General features: G+C 62.8%; 18 protein-coding genes. 12 read left to right on the forward strand and 6 right to left on the reverse strand.

The window, feature by feature from the left end; translation table 11 throughout:
- Window positions 1-35 precede the first annotated feature (35 nt).
- Window positions 36-848, forward strand: coding sequence for a pyridoxal kinase (gene pdxY / locus IVA74_RS18060; protein ID WP_247346740.1), 813 nt, complete (start codon window positions 36-38; stop codon window positions 846-848).
- 12 nt (window positions 849-860) lie between these two features.
- On the opposite strand, the gene IVA74_RS18065 is transcribed toward pdxY, so the two are convergent.
- Window positions 861-2,174, reverse strand: a complete 1,314-nt coding sequence (locus IVA74_RS18065) for a hypothetical protein (protein ID WP_247346742.1) — start codon at window positions 2,172-2,174, stop codon at window positions 861-863.
- Between the two features lie 135 nt (window positions 2,175-2,309).
- On the opposite strand from IVA74_RS18065, the gene IVA74_RS18070 reads away from it, so the two are divergent.
- From IVA74_RS18070 to IVA74_RS18095, 6 genes are all read left to right on the forward strand, one after another.
- Entirely contained in the window at window positions 2,310-2,480 is a 171-nt protein-coding gene (locus IVA74_RS18070) for a hypothetical protein (protein ID WP_247346745.1), read from the forward strand.
- A gap of 46 nt (window positions 2,481-2,526) precedes the next feature.
- Window positions 2,527-2,697 (forward strand): Flp family type IVb pilin, encoded by a 171-nt coding sequence (locus IVA74_RS18075; RefSeq protein ID WP_247346747.1) that lies wholly within the window; start codon window positions 2,527-2,529, stop codon window positions 2,695-2,697.
- Between the two features lie 36 nt (window positions 2,698-2,733).
- Window positions 2,734-2,964: a hypothetical protein gene (locus tag IVA74_RS18080; protein ID WP_247346749.1), complete on the forward strand. Its 231-nt coding sequence runs from the start codon at window positions 2,734-2,736 to the stop codon at window positions 2,962-2,964.
- A gap of 171 nt (window positions 2,965-3,135) precedes the next feature.
- Complete coding sequence (locus IVA74_RS18085) at window positions 3,136-3,390, forward strand: hypothetical protein (RefSeq protein ID WP_247346751.1); 255 nt, start codon at window positions 3,136-3,138, stop codon at window positions 3,388-3,390.
- A 264-nt stretch (window positions 3,391-3,654) separates the two neighbouring features.
- Complete coding sequence (locus IVA74_RS18090; RefSeq protein ID WP_247346753.1) at window positions 3,655-3,801, forward strand: hypothetical protein; 147 nt, start codon at window positions 3,655-3,657, stop codon at window positions 3,799-3,801.
- 72 nt (window positions 3,802-3,873) lie between these two features.
- The gene (locus IVA74_RS18095; protein WP_247346754.1) at window positions 3,874-4,794 is read left to right on the forward strand and encodes a DMT family transporter; all 921 of its coding nucleotides are present in this window, start codon (window positions 3,874-3,876) and stop codon (window positions 4,792-4,794) included.
- A 68-nt stretch (window positions 4,795-4,862) separates the two neighbouring features.
- On the opposite strand, the gene IVA74_RS18100 is transcribed toward IVA74_RS18095, so the two are convergent.
- Window positions 4,863-5,213 (reverse strand): zinc ribbon domain-containing protein YjdM, encoded by a 351-nt coding sequence (locus IVA74_RS18100; RefSeq protein WP_247346755.1) that lies wholly within the window; start codon window positions 5,211-5,213, stop codon window positions 4,863-4,865.
- 211 nt (window positions 5,214-5,424) lie between these two features.
- On the opposite strand from IVA74_RS18100, the gene IVA74_RS18105 reads away from it, so the two are divergent.
- Together IVA74_RS18105 and IVA74_RS18110 are read left to right on the forward strand one after the other, a co-directional pair.
- A complete protein-coding gene (locus IVA74_RS18105) occupies window positions 5,425-5,961 on the forward strand; it encodes a helix-turn-helix domain-containing protein (protein ID WP_247346758.1) in 537 nt (178 codons plus the stop codon).
- Between the two features lie 230 nt (window positions 5,962-6,191).
- Window positions 6,192-6,887, forward strand: coding sequence for a cell envelope biogenesis protein TolA (locus tag IVA74_RS18110; RefSeq protein WP_247346799.1), 696 nt, complete (start codon window positions 6,192-6,194; stop codon window positions 6,885-6,887).
- Window positions 6,888-7,028: 141 nt separating this feature from the next.
- On the opposite strand, the gene IVA74_RS18115 is transcribed toward IVA74_RS18110, so the two are convergent.
- Window positions 7,029-7,286, reverse strand: a complete 258-nt coding sequence (locus IVA74_RS18115) for a hypothetical protein (protein ID WP_247346760.1) — start codon at window positions 7,284-7,286, stop codon at window positions 7,029-7,031.
- Between the two features lie 286 nt (window positions 7,287-7,572).
- Here IVA74_RS18115 and IVA74_RS18120 point away from each other — a divergent pair, with 286 nt between their 5' ends.
- Window positions 7,573-7,854, forward strand: a complete 282-nt coding sequence (locus tag IVA74_RS18120) for a hypothetical protein (RefSeq protein WP_247346762.1) — start codon at window positions 7,573-7,575, stop codon at window positions 7,852-7,854.
- A 48-nt stretch (window positions 7,855-7,902) separates the two neighbouring features.
- Here the strand turns inward: IVA74_RS18120 and IVA74_RS18125 are convergent, their stop codons facing one another.
- Window positions 7,903-8,700, reverse strand: a complete 798-nt coding sequence (locus IVA74_RS18125) for a transglycosylase SLT domain-containing protein (protein WP_247346764.1) — start codon at window positions 8,698-8,700, stop codon at window positions 7,903-7,905.
- Window positions 8,701-8,904: 204 nt separating this feature from the next.
- On the opposite strand from IVA74_RS18125, the gene IVA74_RS18130 reads away from it, so the two are divergent.
- Window positions 8,905-9,912: an acyl-CoA desaturase gene (locus IVA74_RS18130; RefSeq protein WP_247346767.1), complete on the forward strand. Its 1,008-nt coding sequence runs from the start codon at window positions 8,905-8,907 to the stop codon at window positions 9,910-9,912.
- 32 nt (window positions 9,913-9,944) lie between these two features.
- Here the strand turns inward: IVA74_RS18130 and IVA74_RS18135 are convergent, their stop codons facing one another.
- Together IVA74_RS18135 and IVA74_RS18140 are read right to left on the reverse strand one after the other, a co-directional pair.
- Window positions 9,945-10,916: a hypothetical protein gene (locus IVA74_RS18135; protein ID WP_247346769.1), complete on the reverse strand. Its 972-nt coding sequence runs from the start codon at window positions 10,914-10,916 to the stop codon at window positions 9,945-9,947.
- 151 nt (window positions 10,917-11,067) lie between these two features.
- Window positions 11,068-11,583, reverse strand: a complete 516-nt coding sequence (locus tag IVA74_RS18140) for a ParB N-terminal domain-containing protein (RefSeq protein WP_247346770.1) — start codon at window positions 11,581-11,583, stop codon at window positions 11,068-11,070.
- Window positions 11,584-12,257: 674 nt separating this feature from the next.
- Between IVA74_RS18140 and IVA74_RS18145 the strand changes: the two genes are divergently transcribed.
- On the forward strand, window positions 12,258-12,722 hold the full coding sequence (locus IVA74_RS18145; RefSeq protein ID WP_247346771.1) for an RES domain-containing protein: 465 nt from the start codon (window positions 12,258-12,260) through the stop codon (window positions 12,720-12,722).
- Window positions 12,723-12,818: the final 96 nt, after the last annotated feature.

Consider the following 12,818-nt stretch of genomic DNA (forward strand, 5'->3'; position numbering starts at 1 on the left):
GCCACACCCAAAGTTTGATCCTACGGACCTCCTCCATGCTCGTCATCTCCATTCAAAGCCAGGTGGTCCACGGTCATGTCGGCAACAGCGCGGCCGCCTATGCCATGCAGGCGGAGGGGGTGAACGTCGCGGCGGTGCCGACGACGCTGCTATCGAACCATCCGCGTTATCCGAGCCTGCGCGGACGGGTGCTGGAGACCGAGCTCGTTGCAGATCTCCTGAAGGGCCTCGAGGAACGCGATCTCGTCGACGAGGCCGCGGTGCTCGTCACCGGCTATCTGGGCTCGCCCGGCAATGCCGCTGTCATTGCCGATTTCGTCGAGCGGGCGCTGACCCGCAATTCAAAGCTCGTCTATCTCTGCGATCCCGTGATCGGCGATGACGGCCGCGTCTATGTTGCCGACGGCATTTTGGACGTGGTCCGCCACCGGCTGCTGCCGGCTGCGAATTTGACCGCGCCGAACCAGTTCGAGCTCGAGCTTCTCTCCGGGCTCACCATCGCGGATGCGCAGGGCCTGCGCGCGGCTTGCGCGACGCTCGCCGGGACCGGCCGCATCGACGTGGTCGCCACCGGCTGCACGCTCACCGACACGCCGGAAGGGCAGGTGGAAACGATTCTGTGCGCCGACGGTCAGTTGTCGCGCTTGGCGACACCGCGCCTGCCGATCCGGCCCTATGGCACGGGCGATCTCCTCACCGGCCTGATCGCGGCGCATCTGGCCAGAGGCAGGGCAACCGAGGCGGCGGTGCGGCTCGCGGTCGAGACCATCTTTGCGGTGCTGGTGCGCACGCAGGAAGCCGGCACCGCCGAGATGCGGCTCGTGCCACTGCCGACGCCGGGACGGTAAGCCTTAGCGGATTTACGTCGCGCGCTTCGCGGCCGATTGCGCCGACTTCTGCGGCTTTGCCGGGACCTTCTGCTCACGCGTCGCCTGCGACTTCGCCTGTGCCTTGGGCCGCTTTGCGCTGGCGACAGCCCGCGCTTTCCTCGTCTTGACGTTGGCGGCTTCCTTGCGGTCCGACGTTCCCCGGCGCGAGACGTATTCCGGACCATCGACCGGGCCGACATGCGGCGGATCGCGGCCGAGATAGGGCCGGCCGATGCCGAGCGCCTTGCCGTTGGCGTCGACCCATTTCCACAGCACCTCGGTCGAAACCCAGCGCTGCGCGCGGTTGTCGCCCTTGGTGCTGACGATGTCGGCCGCCATGCCGTGGCCGTAGCCGCCGCGCGTGCTGCCGCCGTGATAGGAGCGGTCGGAGGCGGCCTTCAAGCCGCTCGCGATCGACTGGCGATAGTTGTCGCGGAACGCGCTGGTGATGCCCGGCGAAAGGCCGGCGGCCTCAGCCGCGAGCAGCGTCCGGAACAGCTTTTGCTTAAAACTCTTGTCCATGCCGCCGATGACGTAGTCCATCATCGACATGCCGGCGTGGTCGGCCGCCTTCGGATCCTTCCAGCCAAAGTCCTCGTCGACCAGTTTCGTGAAGCTACGCATTACTGTGATCGTCTTGCCCTTGCGCTTGACGGTGACGGCGCGGCGATCCTCGACCTTGATCGAATCTTCCTTGGGCGTGCGTTGGTAGAGCACCCAGAGATAGCGGTCGATGCAGGCTTCCATGACGAAGCATTCGTCGAGCACGGCGGCGGTGTCCGCGGCCGGCGAGGCCTTGCTCGCGGCCGGCGCCGGACCGGTCGTGATCGTCGCGGGCGACAGCGCGTCGGTCGTCACGATCTCGGAGGGATCGGCGGATGCGAGTTTTATCGCGGGCTCTTGCGCCGGCGGTGCCCCGCTGACGACGGGCGTCGGTTCAGGCGAAATCTGCGGCGCGGGTGGCGGCTCGGTCGGCAAGATCAGCACTGGGTCGGCCGAGGCGAGCTTGATGGCGGGAGCAGGCGCTTCGGGCGTTGCTGCTTCAGCGGTTACCAGGCTCGGAGTCGCGGCGACCGCGGCTGCGATATCGGCGGTCAGGGCGACGCCGTCCTCGATGGTCGCAGCGTGCGGGATGTCGGCGAGGTCGAACCGGCCGAGATCTTTCGCGCGCGAGACGGCAGAAGCATTGGCGCCGCTGTTCTCGATGAGGGCAGGGGCATAGGCGGACAGAGAGAGCGCCAACCAGCCGGCGAGAACCGCCGAGGGGCAGGATACCGCCACCAGAAGAGACCGCCGATCATCCATGATCCCTGCCTCCAAACGGTTCTGTTTGAACCTCGTCTTCTCCGAACAGTCGTGATGCCGACACTCTTGATCATGCAGTCTTGCACGAAAAGGCAGGCCGCGCGTCAATTGTTCGGAGGACGGTGTGGCGGCGCAATGGCGCAATTCGGCGAAAGCGGGCTTTTCGGACAGGTGTTGCGCAGCGGCAACGGCGGGTTCCGCTGCGGTTCCAAGGGCGCCACGGCCAAAAAGGCCTGCAAATGCAGCATTCATTGTCGTCAATTTGAGGCGGTCGAGTTTACTCAATCTTGGATTGTGGTTGTGTAAGTCTCCCGCGCCGGCGATTCCCGGTAGAGTTGGGAAGGACACGCGTGTGAAATTGAGATGCAAATGGGCCGAATTCGCCGCCGATGAATCCGGCGCCACCGCGATCGAATACGGCCTGATCGCAGCCGGCATCGCGCTCGCGATCATCGAGATCATCTACGCGCTCGGCACCAACCTCGTCGCAAAGCTGCAATCGCTGGCGACGGCGTTGAAATAAGCTGCGTGGTGCGGCGCCCGACGCTTCGGAGCAACCTTGGGCCGGCTAGCGCGTTATGCGCTCATGACGCATTCCTCGCTCCGTCCCATGGACGCCTTCGACCCCGCCGAGCCCGCCATCCTGCATGACCTGCTCTCCGATACGATCATCACCTGGACCGCTGAGCAGGCCGACGATTACCGGCGCGCCAGCCGTCCGGGCGGGGACGGAACCGTGACCTGGAAGGCCTACGTCTTCGACGGCTGGGGCAATGTGCTCGGCGGCTGACCAATGCTCATAAAAGTGTCATGTCGCGGCCGGCGATGATTCGGCCAAAGCCTTGCGCGCATTAAACATATTGCCATGCACCGGACGCGTTGTTGCAATGCAACAACACATGTCGCAATGCAGCAAAATACGCTTAGATGTGCTCCGAACATTCCATCAGGAGCATCACCAATGAACAAGAAAACTCTGTCGATCGCCGCCGCCATCCTGACGATCGCGGGCAGCACCGCGGCTTTCGCCGCCGAGCTGCCGACCTATGAGGCCAACGGTTTCCCGGTCTCCCCGATGCAGGTGCGCGTGCTCGGTGCCGCGCATGTCGAGCAGCAGGCAACTGCGCCGACCACCGTCGCTTCGGTCCATCAGGCCCGCGTGCTCACGCCGCGCAAGGTCAAGATCGCTGACGTCACGACGGGCAGCGCGCGCTGATCTGAATTCACCCGGACCTGAAGCAGGCTCGCCTCCACGCGAGCCTGCGTCGACCGCGTTCCCTTTCGGGAGCGCGGTCTTTTTTTAGCGCGGCGGGTGCGCGGATTGAGAAAGTTGCGGCGAGAAAAAACGCCGTCACCTGCCCGTTGTGTACGGCCGTTCAAAGCGAGTGTGATCTCTTTAATAGTTGCTTTGCAGATCGGGGCGCTTGATGCGGGCGTCGCTTATTGAGCGGCCAAGAATCATTTTCATAATGGAGCCGTCATGCCCGTTGCACAGAAAGCCGTTATTGCAAGCGCCTCGCCGCGCGCGTTTATCCTCAGGCATATCGCGTTGTTCGCAGCTGCCGCGCTGTTCGTGTTCGTTCTGAGCCTGACATATGGGCTCGATCTCAGCCCGGGGTTTTTCTAGCGCGTAAGCGACGTGCCAGCCCTGCAACCGCGTGGGTTGAGCCTCATCACGCGCTGACCTAAGGCTTGCCGCATGGATCAGCGGACGAGCGGCGCTGACGCTCTCACTCACAAAAACGATGCGGCGCCGGCGCTGCTTGGCGTCGTCTGCGGCCTCGCCGCGGCGCTGTTCTGGGCGCTTGGCTTTGCCGGCACGCGGCATGGTCTCAAGATCGGCTTTACGCCGGTCGATCTGCTGGTGCATCGCTATGTCTGGTCGGGCATCGCGTTTCTGCCGCTGGTGATGCGCGCAGGCGTCGGCGATCTCTGCGGCATCGGCTGGGGCAGGGGCCTTGTGCTGATGGTGCTCGGCGGCCCAGTGATGTCGCTGATCTCCTACACTGGTTTTCTGTTCGTGCCGCTCGGCCATGGCAGCGTGATCCAGCCCTCCTGTGCGACACTCGGCGGCCTGCTGCTCGCGGCGTTGTTCCTGAAGGAACATATCTCTGCATCGCGCCTTGTCGGCGCCTTCGTGATCGTCGGCGGCCTCGGCGTGATCGGCGCGGAATCGATCGGCCATATCGGCGCCGACGGCGTGCTGGGTGATCTGACCTTTGTGCTGACCGGACTGATGTTCGCGGGTTTTGGTGCGCTGCTGCGCCACTGGCGTGTCTCCGCGGTGTCGGCCGCGCTCGTCATCAACGTGCTGTCCTTGCTGCTCTTGCCGATCTACCTCATGACCGGCGGGCTCGCCCGGGTCGCAGCGATGGGTGTCACCGAGAACGCCATCCAGGCGCTGGCGCAGGGCGTGCTTGCAGGCCCCGCCGCGCTCTATCTTTACGCTGTTTCGGTCCAACGCCTCGGCGTCGCCCGCGCCGCCGTGATCCCGGCCTGCGTGCCGGCTCTGACGCTGCTCACCGGCTGGCTTCTGCTCGGCGAGCAGCCGACGATGTTGCAGGCCGCGGGCCTGGTGACGGTGCTGTGCGGTTTTTATCTGGCGCAGCGGCAGCGATAGATCGCAGAAACGCGGGTTTCAGAGAACCGCCGACCGCCCGAGAAGTTCGGGGCGAACGCATCGCCTTGCTACGCCTTCCTCACGAACTCCGATTTCAGATTCATCGCGCCGATGCCGTCGATCTTGCAGGCGATGTCGTGGCCGTCGCTGGCCTCCTGCAGGCGGATGTTGCGGACCTTGGTGCCGCCTTTGACGACGGAGGAGGAGCCCTTGATCTTGAGGTCCTTGATCACGATGACGCTGTCGCCGTCGGCGAGCACATTGCCGTTGGCATCCCGCACGCCGGAATCCTGCGCGGCGTCGGCGGCCGCTTCCGCCGTGCCGCTCCATTCATGGCCGCATTCCGGGCAGACCCAGAGACCACGATCCTGGTAGGCGTGCTCGGAATTGCAGGTCGGGCATTTCATCGTGTCGGTCATCGTTCGCCTCGTCGCCCGTCACGGGCGCGCCGCACGCCTTCCGCCGGAAAAGATGGATTGGGAGCGAATCCTTTACCATGGCTTCCAGTCCCGGTCGAACCCGGGGAAACTTAGGAGTTCAGGAAAAAGTCTGCGGTATTGAGGTCCGGGCTTACCGGCGGCGTCCGTTCGATGTCGCCGCGGGAGGAGCGTCCAGGAGGAACGGCCCGTCATGAGCGAGCATCGTGCCGCCATCAGACATCACACGTTGCGGACCGGCATTGTCGAATTCGACAACGGCACCGGCAAGATCATCAGCGCGCCCTGCACGATCCGCGACGTCTCCGGTACAGGCGCCCGCCTGGGCCTCAACGCCTCGCTATGGGTCGCGGAGCAATTCACGCTGGTCTTCAGCAGCGGCCTGCGCAAGGACTGCCGGGTCGCCTGGCGCAAAGGCAGATTGATCGGCAGCGCGTTCGCCGACGGCTATGCGAGCACGGACGAGCAGGCCGTCATGATGACCGCGGACGAGCAGTCCCGGCACAGGCTCGGGATCGGTGCGCGCGTCAAAACTGCGCGCGAGAGGCGCGGCTACACGGAAGCGCAGCTCGCCGAGCTGATCGGCGCCACGCCCGGTTTGGTGTCGCTGGCCGAGCAAGGCGAGGCGGACATTCCGCTGTATCAGCTGATGCATATCGCGGATCTCTTGATGGTCGGGCTCGACGGGCTCGTTGCGGGGCCAGCGCCTGAGGACGTCGATGCGGCGTAGTTGGCACCCGTCCAACAAAAACGTCGAAAACAACCCCATACACAGTAGAAATCCGTAGGGATTTCAACGTTTTGCAAATCCGAAAAATTGTTGATGGTGGGCTCCGCATCGTCCGGATCGACTTCGGCGATACCGAATCGAATTTGACTTGTCGGGCAAAACAGGGGCAGTATGGCATCGTGGCGCCGGTGCGACGGCTGAAGCTGATGCGTCGCAAGGCACGGGGCGACATGCCAAAAGACCTGAAAACAAAACCAAAAAGAAAACTGAAGACCTACCAGACCTCGCTCGGCTTCTACGACCAGGCGGTCGCCGCGCCATCGATGAAGGCGGCACTGGACGCCTGGGGCGCCAAATCCAATCTCTTCCATCAGGGCGCCGCGAAGGAGACCGACGACCCCGACATCGTCGCCGCGACCATGGCAAGCCCCGGTGTCGTGCTCAGGCGCCCGGTCGGATCGGACGGCCCGTTCACCGAGCACGCCAAGCTGCCGACCGATCTCATTGACGACGAGGCGAAGCCCAAACCCAAAGCCAAGTCCAAAGCCAAGTCCAAAGCCAAGTCCAAAGCCAAGTCCAAAGCGAAGCCGAAAAAGCCTGCGGCCAAGGCTGCAAAGAAACCATCCCGCGAGATCGACGATCGACAAGCGCGCGAGGCCGCCGCCGCGTTCGAGAAGGAAGAGCGGCGGCGAGAAGCCGAGCGCCGGAAGGAAGCGGCCGCCCGCGCCAAGGAGCGCGCGCGCCGGGACAAGGCGGTCGCGAGCGCACAGGCGGCGCTGGACAAGGCGAGGCGGGAGCACGACGCGCGGACGGAGGCGATCGAAGCCGAGCGCGCCGCGCTCGATCAACGCGCCGAGGCGGAGGCGACGCGCTGGGACAAGCAGAGAATGAAGCTGGAGGAGGCGGTGCGGCGCGCGCGGGAATAGGGGCCGCTGGGAGCGATTCAAGGAGGAGCGACATGTCCGATCATGGCGCGTGGTAGCGTCACGAAGACCCCGAGACATTCACGCATTCCCAGAGCGGGGCCTGGGTGATGGCCGGCTTCGATGCAGAGGTCGATTGGCGAGTCAGCCGTGCGCCTGAAGGCAGGCGCGAACCTTGTCTGCCTGCGCGCGCGGCACGGCATGGGCGCGCCACTGCTCCATCGTGGCGCCGGCTGCGGCCAGGCACCGGTTGATGTTGCGCGCATAAGTATCATGGGACATACGATCGCGCTTGGCTTGGCAGGCAGCGTCGCCGCCACACTCGTAAAGGGGGGCAGCCTTGGCCATAGAGATGCCCAGCGACAAAAACATCACGACGAAAGCCGTCATCAGCTTGTTCATATATCCCCCGGAGTCCCGAATCGACTTGCTTTAATGGCCAAACGTCTAGCGTGTTGAATTGCCGCCTGCAACCCGGGGACGCCGGACCGGTCGATTGAGTTGCGCGCTTCGTTGTCGCCGGCAAGCCGGCATCAACCTGTGGCTTGCAAGATGGGTTTCGCGTTTCACGAACCCGTCGTTCCGACAGGGCGCCGGAGCCATCAGCGGTCATTCAAGCAATTCTGGATCAAATTGGGCTTGCGTTGCTTTGCGTCCTTTTGCACTCTTTGGCTAGGAGGCCCGTCGTATGAAAACAATGACCGCCGCGTGTGCTCTCGGAATGGCCCTGGTGCTGTGTAACCTTGGGATATCAGGTGCCGAAGCCCGGGCGCGGAAAGCCCAGATCGTTCGTGAACCGCAGCAGAGGCTCATCGTCACGGCGCCCGTGCTCAGGCCGACGCCGTGGGATTACAATATCGTTCCGCGCTATCGCTATCGCCCTGAAGACGACCGGGTCGACCCCTACGGCCCGCCTTTGGTGTCCTCGTGGGTCCGCTATGAGGGCTGGCGGTGGCCGTACTGGTGGTGACTATCGATCACATCCAGGGCATGTGGTGATCCAGCTTGGTTCTCGTTCCTAACCGCCGTCATCCGCCGCAAGCCGCAGAAACTGCCGCTTCATCGCGTTGACCCTGGCGACATAGTTTGCGACGAGGTGATCGCCGCAGCGCTCGCCGGCGATCATCTGGAAGTGGCGGCGCGCGTAGGCCGTGGCAGGACCTGCGCCGCAGAGATGGATGAAGGCGGCCAGATCCTGCCTCTCGCGCGTGCTCGCCTTCACATCGCCCGCGCGGGCGAGAATTTCAGCGACATTGCGATCCAGATACACCGATGCCAGCTCGATGGCGTGGCTCGGGATCGCGCGGACATAGAAGCTGGTGAACCCGCAAGCAGTCTCCGTGACCGCGTTGCCGCGGATACAGAACCGCGCGGCGTCGGCGTAAGCTGGATCGGTCATCTGGAAAAGGCCGACGGCGCTGGAGGCGGGCCGGTAGATCGCGAGCGGATTGAGGCTCCATCGCCAGCGCCAGTAGGTGCGCACAAGCGGATTGCCTGAACTCTCGACCTGCGCCAGCGCCGCCAGCAATTCGGGCGTGATCGTTGCGGTGGAATGCTTGCGGAACAGCGGCCCGTATTGCCGCCAGGTCTCTGATGGATCCTTGTCGAGGGCATCGCCGACAAGGACGAATAGCTCGGTCGGCTTGCGCATTGTTTGATAGGCGATGTTCACCAGCACGACGACCGCAAGCAGCATCGCCACGCCGCCCGCGATCCGAACCACTCGCGGTGCGCGCGCGAATGTCTTTCGTGCCCACCGCGCGCCGCGCCGGAACTTGCGAAGGCGAGGGAGGAGGCGCTTGCTTTTTCTAGGCATCGGTCTCGTGGGAGTGCATTGCGAAGACTGTGTACCTGGTTAACGCTGTCACCAGGCCTTGAAATCCGGCTTCTTTTCCTTCTGATCGCGTTTTTTCAGATGTCGGCTCCGTCTCCTACGGCAGCTCGAATCCTTGATGGAAGTAACCCGAGGTTGTACGGTGCGCCGCAGCAGGGTTAATTTTGTGTGAATGGATCGGCTGGAATGACCGTAATTGAAAGCGTGGTGTCGGCGGAAAGCGCGGACCGGAAAATGCCAGCGGGCGTGCTTGTCGAAGGCCCGGTGGTCGACGCCAAGTTTCGCGATTCCTACATCTCGTTCGTCATCATGATCGGAGGTTCGATCGCGGCGCTGGTCTGGGCCTTCTGGCAGGGCATCGGATGGGTGGAGATTTCAGTCTTCGCCGGCACGTTCGCGCTGTCCACGGTCGGGATCGGCTTCATGCATCGCTACTTCGTCCACCGCAGCTTCCGCTGCGGTCCGGTGATGCGGACGTTATTCGCGGCCATCGCCACGATGGCGGTGCAGGGCTCGATCCTGAAGTGGGTGAGCAATCATCGCCGGCATCATCTTCACTCCGACAAGCCCGGCGACGTCCACAGCCCTTACTATGACGGCGACGGCAATCCCTATGTCACCTTCGCCAAGGGGATGATGCATGCGCAAGGCGGCTGGGTGTGGGACCAGGCCACCACCGATGCCGGGTACTACGCCAAGGATATCCTGGCCGATCCGATCGCCATGTTCTTCACCAGGACGCGCTGGTACTGGTACGCGCTCTCGGCGCTGATCATTCCGGGGGCGATCGGCTACGCCTTCGGCGGCGTGCACACGATGACCGGCTGCATCCTGTTCTCCGGCCTGTTCCGCAGCTACCTCATGACCATGGCGACATCGCTGGTCAACTCGGTCTGCCACAGCGACGGCCGCTACGGCTATCGCCGCTTCGATCTGGACGACGGCACCACCAACGAGTTCGTGACCACGATCCTCACCTTCGGTGAAGGCCTGCACAACAACCACCACCGGTTTCCGCGCGACGCCTATCTCTCGCACGCCTGGTACGAGATCGACATCAACGGTCTGATTATTCTCGGGCTCGGGAAGCTCGGCCTCGTGCACGACATTTTCGCGGCAGGACACCGGACTCTTCGCTCTGGAGATTCAGACGGCGGAAAACGTCCGATACCAGACACGGAAGCTATGGTCTGACTCCGCGCCGTCGGCTCATCCGCCCTGCGGGCTCACCAATCCGGATCGCCGTAGTAGGGATCGACCATATAGGGTGGGGGCATCCAGGGCCCTCGCGACGGCCTGGGCCGCCGAGGTGCGGCCGCTTGCGCGTGCGGCCGTGCAGGCGCAGCCGTATCGTTGTTCATCACGCTCCGCGCGACGGGTTTCGCGGGTACAGATGCGGATGACGTCGTCAGTTGCGTTTGCAGCGCCTGGACCTGTGCGGCGAGGCGCGCATTGTCCGCCGCATCCTTCTCCTGCGCCGCCTTGAGCTGTTGAATGGTGTCGGCCTGCTCGCGCAGCGTCTGCTCGTTCCGGCTTTTCAGTTGCTCGAGCTTTCCGTTGATGCTCGCAAGCTCGTTGGTGATGGTCTTGAGCGATTGCGCGAGATCGGACGATGATGGGTCAGGCGCCGGGGCGCCGGTTCTTGGAGTATCAGGTTTTGGAGCGCTTTCCGTTTCCTTGCTGACTGTTGGCGCGGGCACCGGACCAGGCCCATCCGCAGCAGCCAGTTGCATGGCCCGCGGCTGCGCCGGACTTTCAACCGCGGACGCTTGCGGGGGCTGGCTCGTGGCCGGCGGAGCCCATCGCGCCATGATCGACTTGCTGAACGACTTGGCCTCATCGCGATATTGCGAAGCGAAGGCGGCACCGAGAAGGCCGATCGCGAGCACGAGGCCAATCAAAGCGCGCATCATGGTCCGATCTCCCTTCAGGCCTTGATCGCGAACCTTGCTAGCTGGTGCCGGCGCCTTGTCCCTGGGAGTCTCGGCCGCCTTCGCACCGGCGCTTGCTTGCGAGGCCCGCGGGCCTTCGCTGCCGCGTTCCATTCCGGAAACCAGCCGGTCCAGCCGCGCAAGGTCTTGCTCTGCGCTCTTGATCTGGTCATACGCCCGCGCCAGCCCGCCTTCGGCGCGCACCGCGTCCGGCTTTTCGGTATCAGGCTTGGGGTCGTTCGTCTCAGGCAACGATGCGCTCTCCATACAGTCGAGGTCAATGGGAGTGCGGCAGTCCGATCGCTGGAAGGATAGGTCGCGCCGCCGTCCAACACAACGCGCGTGCGAAGGAGAAATTGTGGCGGCCTCGGGGGCGGATCGAGGCTCCGGCACCGTCACCGTAATTTGGAGCCGGCAATCAATAGCGGCCGCCGCTGCCCTTTTGCTGCGTGATCCAGTCCGACAATGTTTTCCGTGTCGACCCCGCAGTCCGGCCCGGTGACGCCCTTGAATTGTCGCGGACGCCTTTCGCAGGACGGGTGCGCGGCGCTTCCGTTGCGTTGACGCTCTTCAAGGCAGCCGTCGATGCCTCCGCGGCTTCCTTCTCCAGGCGCAACTGTTTCAATCGCGCCATCTTGATGCGCTCTGCCTCGACTTCGGGTCGTTCGGCTAGCTGCGGCTTGGGTTGAGCAAGCTCGGCCGGGACCAGAACACCGAGAATGGTTGTCTCGCCGAGCGCCTTGCAGGCTTCGAGCCGATGCAGTCCATCGACCAGAACGAGGCGGTCTCCGTCGAGCCGAACGGAAATGGGGGCCTGTTGTCCGATGTCCAGAATACTTTCCGCGATCTCCCCGACCGTCTCGGGCCTGATGGCTTTCTTCTGCTTCGTGGGAACGAAGATTTTCTCGATCGGGAAGCTTTCCGATTTGGGCATAATTTGTACTCCGCTTCTACCGGGCCCGTCGGAACTCAAGCCGGTGGTGTCGGGAGTTTAGGAGGGAAGGGCTCAACCGCAAAGGCAATTCGGAGGCAGGGTGTTGGCTTGCGGCGTCCTGGCATTCACGCGCGGGACCAGGCCTTGTGCGCGAGCATTTTTGTGAGCGATTAGGGTTACTCGCGCGGAGCATGATACAGGAAAAACATCAACCAAAAGACGTTTCTGATCGGAGTTCCTCATGGGAAATTACATCCCGCACTTTAAGTCGGACGAAGTAGGATCGAAGATCCTTAGTAAGGTATCAAAGCTCTTTCGGAGAAGTGGACCAAGATATCCTCTTTGTTCGCGCTGCTTTGCAAGTCAGGGACTTCGACTTGATGCGGAGGCGATCGGGGTCGCGGATAATGCAGCTTGCGCGAATTGCGCTTCTACATTGGGACGCAAGTTAGATCACAGGCTGATTGCTACTCTTGCTCATCGCTTTTTCGTGCTCGGTTCCTTCCACAAATGCGATTATGGAGCGGCGCCTGTAGTGCAGTTCAATCACCAACAGACGACCGACATCAACATGAGTCAGTGGTTTGAGGATGATTTGCACCTAATCGAGAGAACCCAACGTCGGCTTTTTTTATTACGGCCCTCGTCTTTGGATGGTTGGAGAAGTCGAGCCATTGAAGGCCCTCGAAAGTGAGGAAACTCGAAAGGCCGTCCTCGAAAGAATTTTGAAGGGATACCCCGTAAAGATACTAAGGCCAGGGGAATCGTTCTATCGCCTTCGGGTCGGACCGGCAGCGCCGGAGAATGGCGCTGAATACGACAGTCCGCCAAAGCCGTCCGACGATCCCGGAAGATTGGACTCAGTAGACCTTCGGGTCATGTACGGCTCACAGAACCTGCAGGTCTGCATACACGAGTGCCGCGTGACGGCTGACGACGACGTTTTTGTGGCTACGCTAGCGCCCAAGCAAGATCTGAAGCTGCTTGACCTAACCGAACTTCTTACTGAAGAGCAGGTAACCGAGTTTGAAAGCCTCGATATGGCTGTTCACATGCTCTTTCTTGCTGGAAAGCATTCTTATCCGATCGCACGCGAGATTGCTCTTGCTGCGCAGAGAGGAGGGTTCGATGGAGTGTGACCTGCCCCTGCCGATTTCCTCCGGTTGAAGTTAGAGTCCGGCCTTCTGAAGGACGGACAGATGAAGCGAGCCAGGTTTACGGAAGAACAGATTATC

Source organism: Bradyrhizobium sp. 132, from assembly GCF_023074185.1.
GTDB lineage: Bacteria > Pseudomonadota > Alphaproteobacteria > Rhizobiales > Xanthobacteraceae > Bradyrhizobium.